This is a genomic window from Phyllobacterium sp. YR531, assembly GCF_000282595.1.
In the GTDB taxonomy this organism is placed as follows: Bacteria; Pseudomonadota; Alphaproteobacteria; order Rhizobiales; family Rhizobiaceae; genus Phyllobacterium.
On the sequence record NZ_AKIZ01000002.1, the window covers coordinates 12,681 to 33,343 of the forward strand.

A 20,663-nucleotide genomic window follows, 5' to 3' on the forward strand; every position below is an offset into this window, starting at 1 on the left:
AGTTCAAGCCTTGTTTTTGGGCGCCTTTTCCATCCAGCTGATAATGAACATTGCGGGTACTACCCATAGGATACCTGTCCCAAAGAAATAAAGCAGATGTATCCATGGGCTGGCATCGCCAAGCAGCGCCACGGCGAAGATCGTAGCGACGATTGCGTAGACGCAGACCAGCACGACGAGCAAGAATGTTCCGATGAGTTTCTTCAGCCTTACGGGCATAATGCTTTCCAATTTAGCGTTGTGCCTGATCTATCTGTAAAATCTCCCCGCGAAAAGTAAAAAAGCCCCGCATGTCTGGTAAACGCGACTGCGTGTCGCGCGAACAGTGCTTGTCATCGCTGCCCAGATGCTTCACCTATCCGACGCGCTACAGGAGTGTTTTGCATGGCCGCCCATATCACATCCGAAGACGTGCTCGTCTCGGTGCAGGATCGCGAAGCGAGAAACCGCCACTATATCCGTATCTGGCTATATCTCGTGCTGATCGTACTGGCGACCATTGTCTTTGTGGGTGGTGCCACGCGCATGACAGGTTCGGGGCTGTCGATCACTGAATGGAAGCCGATCCACGGCATTATTCCACCTATCGGATATGATCAGTGGATGGAAGAATTCGACAAGTACAGGCAGATTCCGCAATACCAGCAATTGAACAAGGGCATGAGCCTTTTTGAGTTCAAGCAAATATTCTGGTGGGAATGGTCGCATCGCTTCCTTGCGCGCGGCGTCGGTTTTCTTGTCGCGCTGCCGCTTGCCTTCTTCTGGCTCACCGGCCGCCTTGAGCGCCGTCTGCGTTGGTCAATGATTGGGATTCTCGCGCTTGGCGGTCTGCAGGGTGCGGTAGGCTGGTGGATGGTCGCATCTGGATTGTCTGTCCGCGTCGATGTCAGTCAATACCGCCTTGCTACGCATCTGACGCTGGCCTGCATCATTTTTGCCGCTGTCATGTATGTCGGAAGAGGACTGGCAACCTATACGGACAAGCCGGCGGATCGCCCGACACAGCGTTTTGCCGGATGGCTGGTGGTTCTGGTGTTTATCCAGATTTATCTCGGCGCACTGGTCGCAGGTCTCGACGCTGGCCTGTCCTATAACACCTGGCCACTGATGGACGGCTCCGTTATTCCGGGCGATATGTTCCCGATCCAGCCAATCTGGCACAATTTCTTCGAGAACCCGAAGACAGTGCAATTCGTCCATCGCTTCTTTGCTTATTTTGTTTTTGCCATGGCTATCTGGCACGCAATATCCACCGCGCGTGCCGCGCCGGACACAACTCATGCGCGCCGTGCAATCTTCCTTGCCTTGCTCGTGGCTGCTCAAGCAGCCATCGGTATCACGACATTGCTTATGCAGGTGCCGATTGGCCTTGGATTGCTGCATCAGTTTTTTGCGATAGTGCTGCTCGGCTTTGCTGTCGCACATTGGCGTGCAGCAAAAGGCGCTTATCCGCTGCAAACGGAGATTGTATCGGGACGCTGACTGTTCTTGGAAACAGACTCAGTTTAGTCGTGTCGAACACACAATAAATACCGGGACCTGAAACCATGATCATCAGCGCCAGGCGGTCGCTGGCTACGGTAGTTGGCCTCGGTATTACGCAGATCATCGGTTATGGCACGCTGTTTTACAGCTTCAGTATCATGGCTCCAGTCATAGGGCAGGAGTTCGGCCAGACGCGCGAGTGGCTCTTTGCCGCTTTCTCCGGAACATTGTTGATTGGCGGCATCATCTCGCCATGGTCAGGTCGCTGGGCAGACAGGTTTGGGGCAGGGCGTGTCATGACGTTTGGCTCGCTTGCCGCTGCTCTGTCACTCGTGTTCTGCGCATTGTCGACCAGCTGGTGGATGTTCGCGACTGCTTTGATCACAACGGGCCTCGCGACCCCTTTCATACTATACAACACCGCCTTTGCCGTGCTGGTACAGGTCGATCCACAGCTTGCCCCGCGCCGCATAACCTATTTGACACTTATGGGCGGGTTTTCTTCCACTCTTTTCTGGCCATTGGTAACCACGCTTTTAACCGCTTTCACATGGCGGGAAATCTTCCTGTCTTACGCATTGCTGCAAATCATCCTGTGCCTCCCGATCCATTTCTGGTTGTCACAGATGACGCGTCGCTCACCGGTGATTACGGTCGATACTGCGCCACAGGAGCTTAAGCCGGAAAGCAGCGGATCGTTACGTCAGGACAGCAGGAAAACTGCGATGATCCTTCTTGCAACGGGCTTTTCTCTGGCGAGTTTCGCGCTCTCATCAATGCTGGTGCATTTCGTGCCCGTGCTTGGTGCCGTCGGCCTTGGCGCTTCCGCCGTATTTGTGGGAACAATGTTCGGACCTGCACAATTTGCCAGCCGCCTCATCAATATGCTTCTCGGCGGGCGATTTTCGGCTTTGAACATCGCGATCATCTCCACGGCGATGCTACCGTTAGCCTTTATGATGCTGTTATTGCCTTCGTCGATCCCGTTGATCGTCGGAGCGATATTGTTCGCCATTCTGTTTGGCATGGGCTCCGGGTTGAACAGCATTGTGCTCGGAACACTCCCATTGGCGCTGTTCGGTCATCAGAGTTATGGCGAAATCCTCGGCAAGATCACATCATCCCGGCTGATAGTGTCCTCAGTCGCGCCTTTTGTTCTCGCGTTTCTGCTTGAACATTTCGGGCCGACGACAGCCCTTGTCACCGTTGCTGCCGTGGGCGTGCTCGGTGTCATGACATTCATCACGGTAGCAAGATTGGTCAAACGTTCAAGCTAATGATGCCAGCACTCCGCGTATGGCAATTGCCACGGCAAGACTGCGATCGCGCTCTTCCTCATCTTCATCCTCTTCGTGCCACGAAGCGGAAAGGCAGGCGTGCGAAATGCCGAATTCCAGATAGTCCTTGCGATCGCGATTGAAAACACGCTCGAAAATTTCTGCCATGGCGGCAACACGTTTTGGATCGGTACGAAGATCAGTTCGCTCCACCGGATTATAAAACATATTGGCGGCATCGTAAGCCGGATCACCCAGCAGCGCCTGCGGGTCGATAACCAGCCAGCCGCGTTTGCCAAACAGAATGTTCTCGTGATGTATATCGCCATGCAGCGGTCGAATATCGCGTTGATTGTTCAGCAGCCTGTCGGCGATGCCCGCGACTTCAACAAATATGCTCTGCGCTCCGGCCTTGCGGTCTTTCTCTGCCTTCTTGAACAGGCTGGAAAATTGCTTGCGCAATGGCACGAAATCCGGGGTAATCGGCTTTTTGCTGTTAAAAGTTTGCTGCAACTGCAGGAACACATCGGTGAAGATCAGGGTTGCTGATTCATCGCCATGTTCGTTCAGATGATCGAGCAGAGTGCGTGACCCGCCATATTCCAGCAGCAGGTTGTTGTCCTGTTGCTTGAGGACGCGCACGCAACCATGGCCATCATGCCAATCGAGATAGTGTGTGCCGCGCAGCTCGTTCTCCATGCCGTTGGCATTGAGTTGTTTGACCACGGCCAGTTGCCCATCCTCCAACCGCACCATGATGATGCGGCTGGTATGGGTTTCAGTGAACAGTTCCGGCTCAGATAGGTGCCATTCCGGTGGGAGGCTTTGAAGAAGTGTATCAACCATGACCCAACATGAGATTGAGATTTTGAACTGCTGCGCCGGAGGCGCCTTTGCCAAGATTATCGAGCAGGGCGACCAGATTGATCTGTCCTGCGCCTTCTGTGCCGAATACATAAAGCTTCATGATATCGGAATCGCGTAATTCTTCGGGATCGAGGCGGGGCAGTGCAGCGCTTTCCTCAAGCGGTACCACCTGCACAATCTCCTGACCGTTATAATGCGCTGCCAAAGCCGCATGAATATCTGCCAGTGAAGGATTGCCATTCAGATCACCCGTATAGATGGGCACCTGCACGATCATACCTTGGGCAAAGCGGCCAACGCTCGGGCTGAAGATCGGCTTGCGGTCGAGATGGCCATGGACCTGAAGTTCAGCAACATGCTTGTGCTTGAGCGGCATGGCATAAAGGAAATGATTGGCTGCGATGTGGTCCGGCGCTTCCGGGTTTTCCATCTGAGCGATCATCTGCTTGCCGCCGCCCGTATAACCGGAGACCGCGTTGACCGAGATGGGATAATCGCCCGGTAATATGCCTGCGTCACGCAACGGGCGGATCAGCGAGATCGCCCCTGTTGGATAACAGCCAGGATTGGCGACAAGTCGTGCTTCCGCAATCTTCTTACGCTGCGCAGCATCAAGCTCGGCAAAGCCGTAAGCCCAGTCCGGATGAACGCGGTGAGCCGTTGCCGTGTCGATGATCTTCGTGGAATTCGTTCCTTCGAGGATCGTCACAGCCTCTTTCGAGGCTTCATCGGGCAGGCACAGTATTGCGACATCAGCAGCTTTGAGGAACTCCTCGCGCAGATCCTTATTTCGCCGTTCGGCCTCCGGAATGGATATAACCTCCAAATCGTCGCGACCTGCCAGTCGCGTGCGGATTTGCAGTCCTGTCGTGCCGTGTTCGCCGTCGATAAAGATTTTCGGTTTCATGGAAATGCCTTTGGAAGCTTTGAATTCAAATAGTTGGCGGAGGAAGCGGATTCAATATGAAAGGTTGGCAGGATTGTTGTGCGTGGTTCGACGGGGCTCACTATGAGGAATGTGGATTGATCGCAATTAGTGAACATTGACGAAAGTGACTCCCTGCAGTCAATTTGTTTTCCTCATGGTGAGCCCCGTCGAACCACGCACTATGGTCATGCCAACCTTTATCGTCGCGTAGCCTTCTGCTCGGCCAATATACCCAAATAATACATCGCTATTGTGGCACCTGCGATTGCCGTCACATCTGCATGGTCGTAAGCGGGTGCGACTTCCACCACATCGGCGCCGATAATGTTGAGTTCTGTCAGGTGCCGCAGAACCGAGAGGATTTTTGCCGAGGATGGGCCACCTGCGACAGGCGTTCCTGTGCCTGGCGCATATGCCGGGTCGAGGCAGTCAATGTCGAAGGTCAGGTAGACTGGCTTACCCGCTGTGCGTGCAATAATCTGTTTTGCAATTTCCGCTGCGGAAAGCTCTTCGACCTCATAGCCATAGACAATCTTCAGGCCGCAATCATCAGGCGCATGGGTACGAATACCAACCTGAATGGAATGAGCAGGATCAATGACGCCATCGCGGGCTGCCCGGCCAACAAAAGAGCCGTGGTCAATGCGTTTGCCATCATCATACCATGTATCCTGATGCGCATCGAACTGCACCAGTGCAACCGGACCATGCTTGGCGGCGTGGGCCTTCAGGATAGGCCAGGTGACAAAGTGATCGCCACCAAGCGACAGCAGGAATGCGCCTGATTTGACGATCTTTGCTGCTTCCCGCTCAATTGCTGCAGGTGTCTTCTGGTGGTTGCCATAATCAAGCAGGCAATCGCCATAGTCGATCACGGCCAAATCTTCAAAGAGATCGCGCTGGAATGGATATTGCGGGTCATTGTCGAAGATTGCTGAAGCACGGCGAATTGCTTGCGGGCCGAACCGCGCACCGGGCCGGTTCGAGACAGCCGAATCGAAAGGGATTCCCCAGACCACAACCTCTGCGCCGTTGAGGTTCTTGGTATAGCGTCTGCGCATGAAGGACAGCGCGCCTGCATGGGTGGGGTCGGTTGCCGCGCTGGTCAAAGTGCGTGCTGTAAAGGCATGATCGATGGATTTCGATGGCATTGGCTTAATAACTCCGGGAGTTCTGGCATCTCGGTTGCGCGTGGTTCGACAAGCTCACCATGAGGAAGGTGGTGCTTTGCAGGGACGCAATAACTGGCGATCTTGCAATTTCTCAGGAAGTTGTCCTCCAATGAAGAACACCACCTTCCTCGTGGTGAGCTTGTCGAACCACGCACAGCGGCGAAGCTATCTCAAGCAAATCTTAGCGCAACAAAAAAGCGGACCCGAAGGCCCGCTTTTTTGTTCTGTCCGTATAAAGCGATATTAGCGCTTCGAGAACTGGAACGAGCGACGGGCTTTCGCCTTGCCGTACTTCTTACGTTCAACAACGCGGCTATCGCGTGTAAGGAAGCCGCCCTTTTTCAGAACGCCGCGCAGTGCAGGTTCGAAATAGGTGAGGGCCTTGGAGATGCCGTGACGAACTGCACCGGCCTGACCGGACAAACCACCACCGGCAACGGTAGCGATGATGTCGTACTGGCCAGCGCGGTTAGCAGCAACGATTGGCTGCTGCAGGATCATCTGCAGAACCGGACGGGCGAAATAAGCGCCATATTCCTTGTCGTTGACAACGATCTTGCCGGAACCTGGCTTGATCCAGACGCGGGCAACCGCATCTTTACGCTTGCCGGTTGCGTATGCACGGCCCTTGGCATCGAGCTTCTGGACATGAACTGGTGCAGCAGCCTGCGTTGATGCAGCAGCGGAACCGAGTTCTGCGAGCGAGTTGAGCTCAGCCATTATTATGCGCTCCTTTTGTTCTTGGAATTCAGCGCGCCAACGTCGAGGACTTCAGGTGCCTGCGCTTCATGTGGATGGTTTGAACCGGCATAAACGCGCAGGTTCTTCATCTGGCGACGGCCGAGCGGTCCGCGTGGAACCATGCGCTCAACTGCCTTTTCAACGACGCGCTCAGGAAAACGGCCGGAAAGCAACTGACCAGCAGTACGTTCCTTGATGCCGCCTGGATGGCCGGTGTGCCAGTAATAAATCTTGTCGGAAAGCTTCTTGCCTGTAAGGGCAACCTTTTCGGCATTGATGATGATGACATTGTCGCCATCGTCAACATGCGGGGTGAAGGTAGCTTTGTGCTTGCCGCGCAGGATGTTTGCGACGATGGTGGCGAGACGGCCGACGACGAGACCTTCGGCGTCAATCAGGATCCACTTTTTCGTCACATCTGCCGGCTTCTGTGTGAAGGTAGCCATTTGTGTTGTCCTTGAGATCATCCTTCATAAAAGAAGGCTTTTCTTGTTGCTTGGGTTGCGCGGATCATTGAAATTCGCACAACAATGAAAAACGGCGGGAAACCCCACCGCAGTCATGGGTCTCAATAAAGACTGCAGTGCAGGGCGTCAAGTTGTAAATTTCTGACTTATTGATAAATAGATAAGCGAATTCAATGGTTTGTGGTAAAGGTATTATATTACCACACTCACCTGCACGTTTAATCGATGCTTGCAGCCCAGCGTTGGTTGCTTTATGTGATCTATTGCATCACGCTGAGGCATGATCAGAAGTTTTCGTCATAAGGGTCTGAGGGAGTTTTTTGTAACGGGCTCCCTTCGAGGCATAAACGCTGCACACTCAAAGCGGCTGGCGTGCATTCTGGCCTTTCTCGACCGTGCTTCAATGCCTGATGACCTTAATATTCCGGGTTGGCGACTACATCACTGCATGGTTCGTTTGATGGTTTCTGGTCCATCTCGGTTACCGGAAATTGGCGGGTGATATTTCGCTTCGCCGGGAATGATATCGAGCTGGTTGATTATCTGGATTATCACTGAGGAATTACTGCATGGGACAGTTCAATCCACCACATCCCGGTCAGACGCTTCTGGAAGATGTTTTACCGGCTCTTGCTATAACGGCAACCGAATTGGCTCGGCGTCTTGGTTTCGCAAGGGAAACATTATCGCGTATCATGCACGGTCACGCGCCTGTCAGTCCTGATCTCGCGGTAAGGTTGGAACGTGCGGGCATAGGCAGGGCAAAGGTCTGGCTTGGTGTACAGGCGGACTATGATCTGTGGCAGGCGGAACACCGCCATCAGCCACCAATCGAGCGTTTTGCTAATCTTCCATAGTATGAGCAAGTAACGCCCCCGGAGGGGCATTACTTTCCTGACAGATCAGCCATCCAGTCCTTCGAACAGCACCGTTGACAGGTAGCGTTCGGCGAAGGAGGGGATGATGATGACAATGTTCTTGCCCTTGTTCTCAGGGCGTTTGCCAACTTCAATTGCTGCGGTCAGCGCCGCGCCGGAGGAGATGCCGACAGGCACGCCTTCAACACGGGCGACCAGACGGGCATTGGCGAAGGAATCCTCGTTGGAGACCTGTATGACCTCATCATAAATATGTGTATCGAGCACGCTCGGCGCAAAACCGGCACCGATGCCTTGAATCTTGTGCGGCCCGGGATTGCCACCAGACAGAACAGGCGAATCCTTTGGCTCAACGGCGATGATCTGCACGCCGGGCTTGCGCTGCTTCAGCACCTGGCCAACGCCGGTAATCGTGCCGCCGGTGCCAATACCGGAAATCAGGATGTCGACGGTACCATCCGTATCGTTCCAGATTTCCTCAGCTGTTGTCTTGCGATGGATTTCAGGGTTGGCCGGATTGTCAAACTGGCCCGGAATGATTGCGCCCGGCGTGGTTTCAACCAGCTCGTTTGCCTTGGCAATCGCGCCTTTCATGCCCTTGGCACCTTCCGTCAAAACCAGTTCTGCTCCGAGCAGCTTAAGCATTTTGCGTCGCTCGACAGACATGGTTTCTGGCATGGTAAGTATCAGGCGATAGCCCTTCGCAGCAGCGGCAAAGGCAAGCGCAATACCTGTATTGCCGGAAGTGGGCTCCACAAACACTGTCTTGCCGGGAACGGCCTTGCCCTGATCTTCCAGTGACTGGATAAGCGCTACGCCGATACGATCCTTGACGCTTGCGATCGGGTTGAAAAATTCGAGCTTGCCGAGAAGGTTGGCAACGACACCGTTTTCCTTGGCAAACTTGTCGAGACGTACCAGAGGCGTGTCACCGATCGTATCGACAATGGAGTTGTAGATACGGCCACGGCCCGGTTTGTGTGTCGCGTCGTTGCTCATGAATAGTCTCCCGATTTAAATATGGTTCGGGCGATCTTATGGTCCCGGGCTGAAAATTCATAGTCGGGCATATACACAAACGAGCATGCTGTTGGAAAATTAAACTAATAATCCATAGTCAGAAGAATAAAAATCCTTGTCAGCCTGCGCGGCCAGCAATCGCCAGCGCCGCGCCCGCCATGAAGGCCGCGGCAGTGCGGTTCAGACGCTTTAGTGCACGTGGCGAAGCCAGAAGTCCGCGCGCCTTGGCAGCCAGCGCCAGATAAGGCACCAGCACAATCATGAGCACGATAACCGTAATAATGGCCAGAATGGAATAATCAGCCAATGTGATCGAATGAAGATCGACGAGGGTAGGCGTCAGGGCGATATAAAAGAGCATGGTTTTCGGATTGCCCAAGGTCAGCGTCAATCCTGCCAGAACTGCCGAAAAATTGCCGCCGCGGCTCTTCTTTGCCTGAATCTTCTCGGTCGAAATACCTGTGGTCCAAAGCTTCCAGGCCAGATAGCTCAGATAAGCAACGCCAGCCCATTTGATGATCAGGAACAGCGTGCCGAAAGTCTGTGCCACGACTGCAAGACCCAGCACCACAGCGGTCAGATAGGTCAGATCGCCGAGCACCAGCCCGATGGACATGAACAGCGACGAGCGAAAACCAGAGCCAAGTGCACGGGCGACAAGGGCGGTAACACCCGGGCCGGGGATGGCTGCGGCGATAGCAAGTGCGCCCGAGTAGGCAATAAAACCGGCGAGTGTCATGATACTGACTCTGATGATGTTGATGAACGCGGCGGAAGATACTCTCACGCATGCACCCTGTCTATCGGCTGATTTCAACAGTGATTATCAATTTTATTGATCGTTTGAGATTTAATAAGTTCAGAATGAAAGGTCGTCGGTAATAGCAGGGCAAACCACGCACTATTTCAATGCAGCTATCCAACTTTCTCACCTTGAAAAATCCTATCAAACTCTCTAGTTTAGAATTATTCTAATTTAGGATATCATCATGCTCAGCCGTTTCTTCGGTCACCGCCGTCACGACCTTTCCTCTCTTTCGGAACAGCAAATTCTCGCCCTTGCCATCTCCTCGGAAGAGGATGATGCGCGCATCTATCTCGCTTATGCGGATGGTCTGCGGGATGATTTTCCGCAAAGCGCCAAGGTTTTTGAAGATATGGCGGAGGAGGAAAACAGCCATCGCCAGGCATTGATCGATTTGCATGTCGAGCGCTTCGGCAGCCGCATTCCTCTGATCCGGCGTGAGCATGTGCGCGGTTATATCGAGCGTAAGCCCGATTGGCTGGTTCGCCCGCTTGGCATCGACAGGGTGCGGGAGATGGCTGAAAAAATGGAGGAGCAGGCCTATCGGTTCTACACTGAGGCGGTAAAACTCGTAAGCGATGCATCAACCCGCAAGCTGTTGGGTGATCTGGCTATTGCTGAAAAAGTGCATGAATCGCTGGCACATCGTCTGGGCGAGCATCATACACCTGACAGCGTGCAGCAGGATGAAAAGCAGACAGAGCGGCGCCAGTTTCTGTTGACCTATATTCAGCCCGGTCTGGCTGGCCTCATGGACGGGTCCGTCTCGACGCTTGCGCCTATTTTCGCCGCGGCTTTTGCGACACAGGACACATGGCAGACATTTCTCGTTGGCCTGTCCGCATCGCTTGGTGCAGGTATTTCCATGGGCTTTACCGAAGCTGCCCATGATGACGGAAAGCTGTCCGGTCGTGGTTCGCCACTCAAGCGTGGTCTGGCCAATGGTTTGATGACGACAATTGGCGGTCTTGGTCATGCGCTGCCTTACCTGATCACGAACTTCTGGACAGCAACGACAATTGCGGCGCTGGTGGTTTTCGTCGAGCTTTGGGCGATCGCGTTTATCCAGCACAAATATATGGAAACGCCGTTCTTCCGTGCTGCCATACAGGTTGTGCTTGGGGGCGGACTGGTACTTGCCACGGGCATATTGATCGGCAATGCCTGATCAACATGCACTAATGTGCAACTGACGGCTGCGGCGGGGCAATGTTGCGCCGCCACACGATGAATAGCCCCAATGCCAACAGGGCTACGCCTCCATGGAAGATATAAGCCAGGGAATAGCCGCCCTTTGTGGTCAGCCAGCCCGCTACAATATTGCTGGTGGAAGCGCCTATGCCTTGCATCGTCATGACGGCGGCCAAACCTACATTGAACCTGCCTGAGCCCGACAATATGCGTTCTGCCGCAATCGGCGTCGCAATGCCGATCAGCCCGGCACCAACTCCATCAAGTATCTGAACTGGAAAAATCACCCAGAAATCAGTGAAACTCCCGGCGATCAGCCCGCGAACCGGCAGCGCAGCAAGAGCAATAATGAAAACCGTAGCAAGCCCGAAGCGTTTGATCAGCCACGGTGCAGCCACGGCCATCACAATCATCGCCACCTGTGAGACGCCAGTGGTGATAGCGGTTGTGCGGAAAGGTGTTCCGAGTTGAATGGAGAAATCCTGAGCGATAAGGCGACTGATCGGGGCATTGCCAAAGTGAAATACCATCAGGATAACAGCCAGCAGAATAAGGCCCGGAGTGCTGATGAGCACCGAATAGCCGGATGGTCCAGGCGCACCGTCATCATGCGCCAATCCACGTGCAACACGATGGTCTATTTTCGCTGGATCAATCGCGTATACGGCTACCAATGTTGCCAGCGCTGTTATGATCATCAGTCCGATCACACCGGACAGGCCGAAAAACGTAGTTGCGGCATAAACAGCGGCCAAGGAAACGACATTACCGGCGTGGTTCCAGAATTCATTGCGGGCAACCTGCTGCGGAAACAGCGTTTCGCCGACAAGTCCAAGCGTCAGGCCCATCAACGCCGGACCGATGACTGCGCCAACGATGGCAGTAACTGCCTGGCCGCCGAACACGCTGGCATTTCCCGGGCTGTTGAGTGTCCAAAGCGCCGCAGCGGTAACCAGTACGACAGGCACTGCGATCAATGTTCGCTTGTAGGACGAGCCATCGACAAGCGCTCCGAATAATGGCGTTGCAACCATTCCGAGAATTCCGCCAAGCGTTGCAATCAAGCCAAGGGTCAGCGGTGACCAACCATGCGTAGCCAAAAATCCATCAAGAAATGGTCCGAGCCCATCGCGGGCATCGGCAAGAAAGAAATTAAGCGCTGCAAGCGCAACAATGGACCGACCGGCGAGTGTGGTAGCAGGCTGCACGATCGTGTTCCTTTCAGAACATAAGGGAAGTGGCTTTGGCTCGACTTAACAGGGCTATAAAATCTTCAGGCAATAACTGTGAAATAGGCGTGCCCCATAACGGTTCACGCAGTTTCCGGTTCCCCGCATCGAGAAGAAAATTTGGAACAGCGATCAGCAGGTCGTCTGCCTTGATCTTCCTGCCGATAAGTCGGAGGCAATTTGGATTGTTAGCGCCGCAATGTTAGATGTGCTGAATGCTCATTGATCGGGGAGGGATGCGTGAGAAAGCTTAAATTGCAGATGGGAGTTTCTGTCGATGGTTTCGTTTCGAGACCAGAGAGTGAAAGCTGGATTTCCGAGTGGGATGAGCAGCTTTGGCGGTTCACGGCGGACTTGATCGAAACCAGCGATACGATTCTGCTTGGCAGGGGCATGACCCCCGAATTCATGACCTATTGGGAAGAAGCGGCGAACAAACCGGAAGATCAGGAATTTCGCATCGCCAAATTGCTTGTCGATATGCCAAAGATCGTCTTTAGCCAAACCATCAATGAGGTCGCAGGTCTCAATTCGCGGGTGGAAAATGGCCCGCTGGTAGAGGCCGTCACGCAGTTGAAGCAACAGCCGGGAAAAGACCTTATCGTCTATGGAGGGATAGGCTTCGTTTCGTCACTTATAGAGAACGGATTGATCGACGAGTTTCACTTCTTTGTTCACCCCTTTGCCTTTGGTGGCGGCGGACGGATTTTCAAATCTCTTGTTCCGCTGAAGCACGAGGCGTCGACCGCCTATGAGTGCGGTATCGTCGTGAATAGCTACATTCTCGACAATAACCAAACCTAATTGGGGGGTATGGAATAGGTGGCTGTAGCTTGAGCGACAAGCTCGCCGCTGGCTCCGCTGGTCAGTGCAATATCGACCACCGCGAGGCGCTTTCCAAGTTTCAGCAGCGTAGCTTTTGCATCCACCGGGCCAATTTCCGGTTTGCGCAGGAAGTTGATATTGAGGTTTGTTGTGACGGCCAGCGCAACGGGGCCGATCTGAGCGAGAATGGCAACATAGGCTGTAATGTCGGCAAGCGCGAAAAGGGTCGGACCTGAAACTGTGCCGCCCGGGCGCAAATGCCTGACCGTAGGTTCAAGCCGCATGGTGGCGTAACCATCGCCGGCACCCGTTACGGTGTAAGCCACGCCATCGGCATTGACCTGGGGAAACTCCTGCTCGAGAAAGGCAGTAAGGGCGCCAACATCCATCATCGCAGCCATTATCGCTTCCCTTGCTGTTTTGTTTACAATTTCGCTGTTACTATTGGTGTCGCATCGTCTTTGCAAGGATGGGCCGTTTATGAAACCGCCGGGTATTATTGTCACTTCGCTTGTTGTCACTATTGGTTATGCCGGTCTGTTTGCTGCGCGGCCTCTTCCGCCTATGGCGCCTGTCGTTGAGCGTTATTCGCTGCCAGATCAGGTCGCGGCTCTTAACGAAGAAACGATCCGGCGCTACCTTTATGGCTACGCGCCCGTAGCCGCGACCGCACGCGAACTCGAACGGGACTCCGAACTACCAGGTGGCGCAGCGCTTCTTGATACAAAAGCCAGAGAATACGGTTTTGCCAGCTATGCCGACTGGCTCAACGTCAATAACACCATCATGGTCACCTATCATTGGGCAACCCATCCGCAGCCGAAACTGGAAGTTGAAAAGGCGATTGCTGAAGTCCCGACGCGGGTCAATCTTTCAGACGCTGAAAAATCGGAACTCATCAATGGTTTGAAGGCTGGGTTGGTTCGCGTGGAAAATGCGAGACCTACAGCGGAAAACCTTGCTGTTGTCGAGCGTCATTTGCGCTCACTGAAGCCCTTCTATAATCAATGGGCCAAGCCGCAATAATATAATGAGGAATCACATGGGAGAAGTTCATGCCATCCGCAAGGAAGGGCCGGTTGGCTCTATTGTCGGTTATGAGCTGCTGGACGGTGTCCTGCGCCTGACCATGCAGAATGCTCCTGCGAACGCACTGTCGATTGCCATGATGCAATTGCTGCTGGAACATCTTCAATCGGCGAGAGAAGACAAGGCTGTTCGCGTTATCATCCTCGATTCAGCATTGAAGCTGTTTTCTGCGGGGCATGACCTCAAGGAATTGTCGAGCCATCGCGCCGATGATGATCGCGGCCGTGCCTTCTTCGAACAGACCATGCGCCTTTGCGGGGAACTGATGCAGGCAATCGTCAATCATCCAAAACCCGTAATTGCTGGAGTGGACGGTCTTGCAACCGCTGCGGGATGTCAGCTCGTCGCTTCATGCGATCTGGCCGTCTGTTCGGATAAATCGACCTTCTGTACGCCCGGCGTTCACATTGGGCTGTTCTGCTCGACACCGATGGTCGCCCTTTCGCGCAATGTATCGCGCAAACAGGCTATGGAGATGCTGCTGACGGGCGAAACCATCGATGCTTCCACCGCTCGCGAGTTCGGGCTAGTCAATCGCGTGGTGCCGCAGGAATATCTGAATCAGATTGTCAGAAAATATGCGCAAGCCATTGCTGCCAAATCTCCTTTGGTTCTGAAAGTCGGCAAGGAAGCATTTTACAAGCAGGCTGATATGAATCTTTCTGATGCTTATGACTATACGGCTCAGGTCATGGTGGAAAACATGCTGGCTCGCGATGCGGAAGAGGGTATCAGCGCATTTATTGAAAAGCGCAAACCCGAATGGACGGGCGAGTAACAGGCATGGATCACGATCATTATCCGGACGAATACATTCGCGATATCCTCTCATCGGTCAAAACGATCGCTATGGTCGGTGCCTCCGCTAATGAGGTGCGGCCAAGCTTCTTCGTGATGAAATATCTTCTGGCCAAGGGCTACCATGTTATCCCCGTTAATCCGGGACAAGCCGGTAAAGATATCCTCGGACAGCTGACTTATGCACGCTTGGCGGATATTCCGGGCACCATCGACATGGTTGACGTGTTCCGCGCATCCGATGCCGTCCCGGCAATTGTCGATGAAGTGTTGGCTCTGAGCACTTTGCCGAAAGTCATCTGGACACAACTTACGGTACGCAATGATGCAGCTGCGGCGAAAGCCGAGGCAGCTGGAATTCAGGTCGTAATGAACCGTTGTCCGAAAATCGAGTATGCGCGACTTTGCGGCGAGATCGGATGGAGCGGGGTGAACTCGCGGGTGCTTTCTTCCAAGAAACCAATCCTTGGAAAAGGCTTTCAGAGTTTTGGATTAAACCGGTCGAAGTGAGAGCAGAATTTGGAAAAGACTTTTTGGTGTTTCATCGCAGCTTTTTTGAAATAAAAGCAGGTTTCCAGAGAATGAAGGGATTCTGTGAGCAAAATCATCGAATCTGCTAGTAAAATTAAAATCTACAGATGCAATTTAGTTGTGCTTGGTTGAATACGTTTATCTTGCTGGATTGAAAAAACTTTCCTTGGCGTACGCTCTCCTATCCCATAGCTTGCCTTCATCAAATGCTTTGGAGGACACCCAGTATGGCCAATCGTGCACCCGGAATTGAAACCTTGGCGATACACGCCGGAGCCCAGCCAGACCCGGCAACCGGGGCGAGGGCGACCCCGATTTATCAGACCACTGCTTTCGTTTTCGACGATGCCGATCATGCCGCTTCTCTCTTCGGCCTCAAGGCTTTCGGCAACATCTACACCCGAATTACCAATCCAACCAATGCTGTACTGGAAGAACGTGTTGCAGCACTTGAAGGCGGCACCGCCGCACTGGCAGTTGCATCGGGCCATGCAGCACAACTTCTGGTATTTCATACGCTAATGCAGCCCGGCGATAATTTCGTCGCTTCCAACAAGCTTTATGGTGGCTCGATCAATCAGTTCGGCCAATCATTCAAGTCTTTCGACTGGCGTGTCCGCTGGGCTGACGGTACCGATCCCTTGGCCTTTGAAGCCCAGATTGACGAGAAGACCCGCGCCATTTTTATCGAGAGCATCGCCAATCCCGGCGGCATCATTTCCGATATCGCTGCCATCGCCGAAATTGCGCACAAGCATGGCATTCCGCTGATTGTAGACAACACTTTGGCATCACCGTATCTGATCCGACCGATCGAGCATGGTGCTGATATTGTTATACATTCTGCCACGAAGTTCCTTGGTGGCCACGGCAATTCGATGGGTGGAATCATCGTTGACGGCGGCACGTTCGACTGGTCGAAATCCGGTAATTACCCGCTGCTTTCCGAGCCCCGTTCGGAATATAATGGCATTGTCCTGCACGAGACTTTTGGTAATTTTGCCTTCGCCATTGCCGCGCGGGTTCTCGGCCTGCGGGACCTTGGTCCGGCGCTTTCTCCCTTCAATGCATTTCTCATCGCCACCGGCATCGAAACCTTGCCGCTACGCATGCAGCGCCACGTCGACAACACATTGGCTGTCGCCAAGTGGTTGAGAGAGCATGATAAAGTTGGTTGGGTCAGCTATGCCGGGCTGCCGGATGACCCGTATAACTCACTTCAGAAAAAATATTCACCGCATGGTGGAGGCGCTGTTTTCACCTTTGGTTTGAAGGGTGGGTATGATGCCGGTGTCAAGCTGGTTGAGAGCCTTGAGCTGTTCTCTCATCTGGCGAATATCGGCGACACGAAATCGCTGGTAATTCATCCCGCTTCGACTACCCATCGCCAATTGGCTGACGCTCAGAAAACTGCTGCAGGCGCTGGTCCCGATGTCGTGCGCCTGTCTATCGGTATAGAGAACGTAGCCGACATTATTGCTGATCTCGAACAGGCATTGGCGAAAGTCTAAGTCTATGACAAACCTTGTAAAAATAGATTTTGGCGATATCGATCCTGAACATGGGGCGCCAAAACCGGATAGGGTAATTTCCGGCGATCCGCAGTTCCGCACCTGGAATTGCGATGAGGCCGATGGTGGAATTTATGCGGGGATTTGGGAAGCAACGCCCGGCAAATGGCGTATCGCCTATGATGAATGGGAGTTTTGCCACATTCTTTCCGGGCGTTCGATCATTACGGAAGATGGCGGCGACGAGCGCCATATAGAGGCAGGCGACAGCTTTGTCATAAAGTCCGGATTTCGCGGAACATGGGAAGTGCTTGAGACGACACGCAAGGAATATGTGATAAGACTTTGACGAATTGCTGCATGTTCGCTAGCTTTGTTGAAAAGCAGTAAAAACAGAGTCTTATAATGAAAATTACTATTGTCGGCGCCGGTATTGGTGGCCTTTCCTCGGCTTGGTCCCTGACCAAAGCCGGTCACTCCGTCACGCTGATAGAGCAGGGCACCATCCCTAATCCGCTCGCTGCTTCGGGCGATCATCACCGCATCATTCGCCGTGCTTACGGTGCTGCGGGTGGCTATGCCAATGCGATTTCCGAGGCGTATGAGGCTTGGGAGGAGCTTTGGCGTGATATAGGCGCTGTACATCTCGATTCACGCGGGTTTATGGCCGTATCACGCGAAGCCGGAGACGAAGCGGAAGAATACCGGGAAGGTCTTGAAAGCGGCGGCTATCCCATTGAAATCTATGATCCTGCCGAAGCTTTGAAGCGTTATGCCTATCTTGAAGAGGATACGTTCAAGTATGCTTTTTTCTCACCGGAAGGCGGCGCATTGCACTGCAAGAAAATCGCAACGGATATGGTCCGCTGGCTTCGTGAAAACGGTGCGGAAATCCTTAAGGATACCCAAGTTACGGCTGTCGATACCGATAATGGTTCTGTGGTCATCGCCGATGGTACAAGAATAACTGCCGATAAAGTCATCGTGACGGCTGGCGCCTGGGTGACAAAGCTGTTTCCGGATATCACTGCAGAATTAACGACTTACCGTACTGCCGTAGTCTATCTGGAGCCTCCGACAGACTTGAAAGCCGCCTGGGATGCCTCGCCCGTGGTGCTGGATGTCGGCGGTCGTACAGACGGTTATATACTACCGCCAAGCGGCGGTGGCGGTTTGAAGTTTGGCTCTGGTCTGCACAAGCGCAAAACCCCGAGTGCTGATCTGGATCGCGTTCCCGTTGACGGAGAGGGCGAGATCATCCGAAATCTTTTCGCACCTCCTTTGAAACGCCTTTCCGAATATCGGGTAACAAATGTTGTGACCTGCGCCTATACTTTCACCTCAGACGAGCGTTTTTTTGCGACTGAGGTGGGCAAGTGCATCGTCGTTTCGGCCTGTTCCGGCCACGGCTACAAATTTGGTGCAGCCGTTGGGAGGCGTGTGGCGCAAACCATCGAACACGGCGATGTTCCGTTGCTGAAACGGTGGTTGAGAGCTGAAGCCTCGTGATTATCGGCCATTTGCCCTCATATTGAACCTGCATCATGCCGCGAACATCTTGCAGAAGCGGGTCCCGACACCCTATGTATCGAATCCTTGTTCCACGAATCTGAGGCGTTTTCCGCCCCGTATTCTCTTAAAAGCTGAGGCCCACCGATGAGAGATCCAATCGAAACAGCTATGAACCTCGTACCTATGGTCGTTGAACAGACCAATCGGGGCGAGCGGGCCTATGATATATTCTCGCGCCTGCTGAAAGAACGCATTATTTTTATTACCGGACCAATCGAAGATGGCATGGCGACGCTGATCTGCGCGCAGTTGCTATTCCTTGAGTCCGAGAATCCAAAAAAAGAAATCAATCTCTACATCAACTCGCCGGGTGGCGTGGTGACTTCAGGCATGGCGATTTACGATACGATGCAGTTCATTCGTCCTGCCGTATCCACCCTTTGCTTCGGTCAGGCCGCATCAATGGGATCGCTCTTGTTGACTGCCGGTGAAAAGGACATGCGTTTCGTGCTTCCCAATGCGCGCATCATGCTTCACCAGCCTTCCGGTGGTTTCCAGGGGCAGGCTTCCGATATCGAGCGCCACGCGCAGGATATCATCAAGATGAAGCGCCGCCTGAATGAGATTTACGTCAAGCACACTGGTCAAGATTACGAAACAATCGAGCGCACCCTCGATCGCGATCACTTCATGACCGCACAGGAATCACTTGATTTCGGATTGGTCGACAAGATGTTCGAATCGCGCGCTGCGGTCGAAGGCGACGTAAAGTAACCGGCTAAATTGCTCTCATGGGTCGAAAATGAACTTTTTTTGACCCATGTGGGGACTTTCTGCCACATAAGCGGCTTGCATAGAGGCGAGCAGACGCTACGTTAAGTTATTGGTGAGTTTGAAGAGCTTATTCTACCAATGACTGATCGAATCACTTCCATCTAACGGAGGTGGCGACCCCCGGAAGTGGAGGGGTCGATACTGAAAGGAAACTGCAATGAGCAAAGTCAGCAACGGCGGCGGCGATTCCAAGAATACGCTTTATTGCTCGTTTTGCGGGAAGAGCCAGCACGAAGTTCGCAAGTTGATTGCGGGCCCGACTGTTTTCATTTGCGATGAATGCGTCGAATTGTGCATGGACATCATCCGCGAGGAAAACAAATCCTCGATGGTGAAATCTCGTGAAGGCGTCCCGACGCCGCAGGAAATCATGGCTGTTCTGGATGATTATGTCATCGGTCAGAACCATGCCAAGCGTGTTCTCTCTGTCGCGGTCCACAACCATTACAAGCGGTTGGCCCACGCATCAAAAAATAATGAAGTCGAACTGGCGAAATCCAACATCCTTCTTGTTGGCCCGACCGGTTGCGGCAAGACCTATCTGGCGCAATCGCTCGCCCGCATCATTGACGTGCCGTTTACAATGGCAGACGCGACGACGTTGACGGAAGCCGGTTATGTTGGTGAAGATGTCGAAAACATTATTCTCAAGCTGCTTCAGTCGGCCGACTACAATGTCGAGCGGGCGCAGCGAGGCATCGTTTATATCGACGAAGTCGACAAGATCAGCCGCAAGTCGGACAATCCTTCGATCACCCGGGACGTTTCAGGCGAGGGTGTTCAACAGGCCTTGTTGAAAATCATGGAAGGCACTGTCGCTTCTGTACCGCCTCAGGGCGGCCGCAAGCATCCACAGCAGGAATTCCTGCAGGTGGACACCACGAACATTCTGTTCATTTGTGGCGGTGCCTTTGCCGGTCTTGACAAGATCATATCTGCTCGGGGCGAAAAAACGTCGATCGGCTTTAGTGCAGCGGTTAAGGCTCCGGATGATCGCCGGGTCGGCGCGATCTTCCGCGAACTTGAGCCGGAGGATTTGCTGAAGTTCGGTCTCATACCAGAGTTTGTCGGTCGCTTGCCTGTTATCGCGACGCTGGAGGACCTCGATGAGGTTGCTCTGGTTCAGATATTGTCCGAACCGAAAAATGCCTTGGTGAAGCAGTATCAGCGCTTGTTTGATATGGAAAATGTCGAGCTGACATTCCATGAGGACGCTTTAAAGGCGATTGCGAAGCGTGCGATTGCCCGTAAGACGGGTGCTCGCGGTTTGCGGTCGATCATGGAGAAGATCCTGCTTGATACGATGTACGAGCTTCCGACGCTTGATGGCGTTCAAGAAGTGGTCATCTCAGGCGATGTTGTAGAGGGCAATTCACGTCCGCTCTACATCTATGCTGAACGCAAGGAAGAAAAAGGCAATGTTTCCGCATAATCTTTCGGAAATAGCGCAAAATAACGAGGAGCTCCGCGTTGTGCGGAGCTTTTCTGTTTTCAAAGCTGTGT

General features: G+C 53.3%; 23 protein-coding genes and 1 pseudogene. 14 read left to right on the forward strand and 10 right to left on the reverse strand.

What is annotated here, in order from left to right; genetic code table 11:
- Window positions 1–3: 3 nt before the first annotated feature.
- The gene (locus PMI41_RS00765) at window positions 4–219 is read right to left on the reverse strand and encodes a DUF2842 domain-containing protein (RefSeq protein WP_008120749.1); all 216 of its coding nucleotides are present in this window, start codon (window positions 217–219) and stop codon (window positions 4–6) included.
- Between the two features lie 165 nt (window positions 220–384).
- Here PMI41_RS00765 and PMI41_RS00770 point away from each other — a divergent pair, with 165 nt between their 5' ends.
- Together PMI41_RS00770 and arsK are read left to right on the forward strand one after the other, a co-directional pair.
- Window positions 385–1,482: a COX15/CtaA family protein gene (locus PMI41_RS00770; protein ID WP_008120751.1), complete on the forward strand. Its 1,098-nt coding sequence runs from the start codon at window positions 385–387 to the stop codon at window positions 1,480–1,482.
- A 65-nt stretch (window positions 1,483–1,547) separates the two neighbouring features.
- Window positions 1,548–2,762 (forward strand): arsenite efflux MFS transporter ArsK, encoded by a 1,215-nt coding sequence (gene arsK, locus PMI41_RS00775; RefSeq protein WP_008120754.1) that lies wholly within the window; start codon window positions 1,548–1,550, stop codon window positions 2,760–2,762.
- On the opposite strand, the gene PMI41_RS00780 is transcribed toward arsK, so the two are convergent.
- The 5 genes from PMI41_RS00780 to rplM form a co-directional block, all read right to left on the reverse strand.
- Window positions 2,754–3,608, reverse strand: a complete 855-nt coding sequence (locus PMI41_RS00780) for an aminoglycoside phosphotransferase family protein (protein WP_008120756.1) — start codon at window positions 3,606–3,608, stop codon at window positions 2,754–2,756. The genes arsK and PMI41_RS00780 overlap by 9 nt on opposite strands.
- Window positions 3,601–4,536, reverse strand: a complete 936-nt coding sequence (gene argC, locus PMI41_RS00785) for an N-acetyl-gamma-glutamyl-phosphate reductase (protein ID WP_008120758.1) — start codon at window positions 4,534–4,536, stop codon at window positions 3,601–3,603. Before argC ends, PMI41_RS00780 begins: the two co-directional genes overlap by 8 nt.
- 218 nt (window positions 4,537–4,754) lie before the next feature.
- Window positions 4,755–5,708, reverse strand: coding sequence for an agmatinase (gene speB / locus PMI41_RS00790; protein ID WP_008120760.1), 954 nt, complete (start codon window positions 5,706–5,708; stop codon window positions 4,755–4,757).
- A gap of 264 nt (window positions 5,709–5,972) precedes the next feature.
- Window positions 5,973–6,449, reverse strand: coding sequence for a 30S ribosomal protein S9 (gene rpsI, locus PMI41_RS00795; RefSeq protein ID WP_008120762.1), 477 nt, complete (start codon window positions 6,447–6,449; stop codon window positions 5,973–5,975).
- Window positions 6,450–6,451: 2 nt separating this feature from the next.
- The gene (gene rplM, locus PMI41_RS00800) at window positions 6,452–6,916 is read right to left on the reverse strand and encodes a 50S ribosomal protein L13 (protein WP_008120765.1); all 465 of its coding nucleotides are present in this window, start codon (window positions 6,914–6,916) and stop codon (window positions 6,452–6,454) included.
- Between the two features lie 301 nt (window positions 6,917–7,217).
- On the opposite strand from rplM, the pseudogene PMI41_RS24510 reads away from it, so the two are divergent.
- Together PMI41_RS24510 and PMI41_RS00805 are read left to right on the forward strand one after the other, a co-directional pair.
- Window positions 7,218–7,495, forward strand: a pseudogene (locus tag PMI41_RS24510) (type II toxin-antitoxin system RelE/ParE family toxin).
- Window positions 7,496–7,506: 11 nt separating this feature from the next.
- Window positions 7,507–7,794, forward strand: coding sequence for a HigA family addiction module antitoxin (locus tag PMI41_RS00805; protein WP_008120767.1), 288 nt, complete (start codon window positions 7,507–7,509; stop codon window positions 7,792–7,794).
- A 45-nt stretch (window positions 7,795–7,839) separates the two neighbouring features.
- Here the strand turns inward: PMI41_RS00805 and cysK are convergent, their stop codons facing one another.
- Both cysK and PMI41_RS00815 read right to left on the reverse strand, forming a co-directional pair.
- Window positions 7,840–8,814: a cysteine synthase A gene (gene cysK / locus PMI41_RS00810; protein ID WP_008120769.1), complete on the reverse strand. Its 975-nt coding sequence runs from the start codon at window positions 8,812–8,814 to the stop codon at window positions 7,840–7,842.
- Between the two features lie 139 nt (window positions 8,815–8,953).
- On the reverse strand, window positions 8,954–9,574 hold the full coding sequence (locus PMI41_RS00815) for a LysE family translocator (protein WP_008120771.1): 621 nt from the start codon (window positions 9,572–9,574) through the stop codon (window positions 8,954–8,956).
- 250 nt (window positions 9,575–9,824) lie between these two features.
- Between PMI41_RS00815 and mbfA the strand changes: the two genes are divergently transcribed.
- Window positions 9,825–10,808 carry an iron exporter MbfA gene (gene mbfA, locus PMI41_RS00820; RefSeq protein WP_008120772.1) on the forward strand — a complete coding sequence of 328 codons (984 nt, stop codon included), beginning with the start codon at window positions 9,825–9,827 and terminating at the stop codon, window positions 10,806–10,808.
- Window positions 10,809–10,818: 10 nt separating this feature from the next.
- Here the strand turns inward: mbfA and PMI41_RS00825 are convergent, their stop codons facing one another.
- Entirely contained in the window at window positions 10,819–12,039 is a 1,221-nt protein-coding gene (locus tag PMI41_RS00825; protein WP_008120775.1) for an MFS transporter, read from the reverse strand.
- A gap of 261 nt (window positions 12,040–12,300) precedes the next feature.
- Between PMI41_RS00825 and PMI41_RS00830 the strand changes: the two genes are divergently transcribed.
- Window positions 12,301–12,864 (forward strand): dihydrofolate reductase family protein, encoded by a 564-nt coding sequence (locus PMI41_RS00830; RefSeq protein ID WP_008120776.1) that lies wholly within the window; start codon window positions 12,301–12,303, stop codon window positions 12,862–12,864.
- On the opposite strand, the gene PMI41_RS00835 is transcribed toward PMI41_RS00830, so the two are convergent.
- The gene (locus PMI41_RS00835; protein ID WP_008120778.1) at window positions 12,861–13,286 is read right to left on the reverse strand and encodes a PaaI family thioesterase; all 426 of its coding nucleotides are present in this window, start codon (window positions 13,284–13,286) and stop codon (window positions 12,861–12,863) included. The two genes, PMI41_RS00830 and PMI41_RS00835, sit on opposite strands and share 4 nt — an antisense overlap.
- A 79-nt stretch (window positions 13,287–13,365) precedes the next feature.
- Here PMI41_RS00835 and PMI41_RS00840 point away from each other — a divergent pair, with 79 nt between their 5' ends.
- The 8 genes from PMI41_RS00840 to clpX all read left to right on the forward strand — a co-directional run bounded on the left by PMI41_RS00840 (window position 13,366) and on the right by clpX (window position 20,592).
- Entirely contained in the window at window positions 13,366–13,911 is a 546-nt protein-coding gene (locus tag PMI41_RS00840; protein ID WP_008120779.1) for a hypothetical protein, read from the forward strand.
- Between the two features lie 16 nt (window positions 13,912–13,927).
- Window positions 13,928–14,752, forward strand: a complete 825-nt coding sequence (locus PMI41_RS00845; RefSeq protein WP_008120780.1) for an enoyl-CoA hydratase — start codon at window positions 13,928–13,930, stop codon at window positions 14,750–14,752.
- A 5-nt stretch (window positions 14,753–14,757) separates the two neighbouring features.
- Window positions 14,758–15,282: a CoA-binding protein gene (locus PMI41_RS00850; protein ID WP_008120781.1), complete on the forward strand. Its 525-nt coding sequence runs from the start codon at window positions 14,758–14,760 to the stop codon at window positions 15,280–15,282.
- Window positions 15,283–15,530: 248 nt separating this feature from the next.
- Window positions 15,531–16,814, forward strand: coding sequence for an O-acetylhomoserine aminocarboxypropyltransferase (locus PMI41_RS00855; protein ID WP_008120782.1), 1,284 nt, complete (start codon window positions 15,531–15,533; stop codon window positions 16,812–16,814).
- A gap of 4 nt (window positions 16,815–16,818) precedes the next feature.
- On the forward strand, window positions 16,819–17,163 hold the full coding sequence (locus tag PMI41_RS00860) for a cupin domain-containing protein (protein WP_008120784.1): 345 nt from the start codon (window positions 16,819–16,821) through the stop codon (window positions 17,161–17,163).
- Window positions 17,164–17,219: 56 nt separating this feature from the next.
- Window positions 17,220–18,323, forward strand: coding sequence for an FAD-binding oxidoreductase (locus PMI41_RS00865; RefSeq protein ID WP_008120785.1), 1,104 nt, complete (start codon window positions 17,220–17,222; stop codon window positions 18,321–18,323).
- Window positions 18,324–18,470: 147 nt separating this feature from the next.
- A complete protein-coding gene (locus PMI41_RS00870) occupies window positions 18,471–19,100 on the forward strand; it encodes an ATP-dependent Clp protease proteolytic subunit (protein WP_008120787.1) in 630 nt (209 codons plus the stop codon).
- 217 nt (window positions 19,101–19,317) lie between these two features.
- Window positions 19,318–20,592 (forward strand): ATP-dependent Clp protease ATP-binding subunit ClpX, encoded by a 1,275-nt coding sequence (gene clpX / locus PMI41_RS00875; RefSeq protein ID WP_008120789.1) that lies wholly within the window; start codon window positions 19,318–19,320, stop codon window positions 20,590–20,592.
- Window positions 20,593–20,663: the final 71 nt, after the last annotated feature.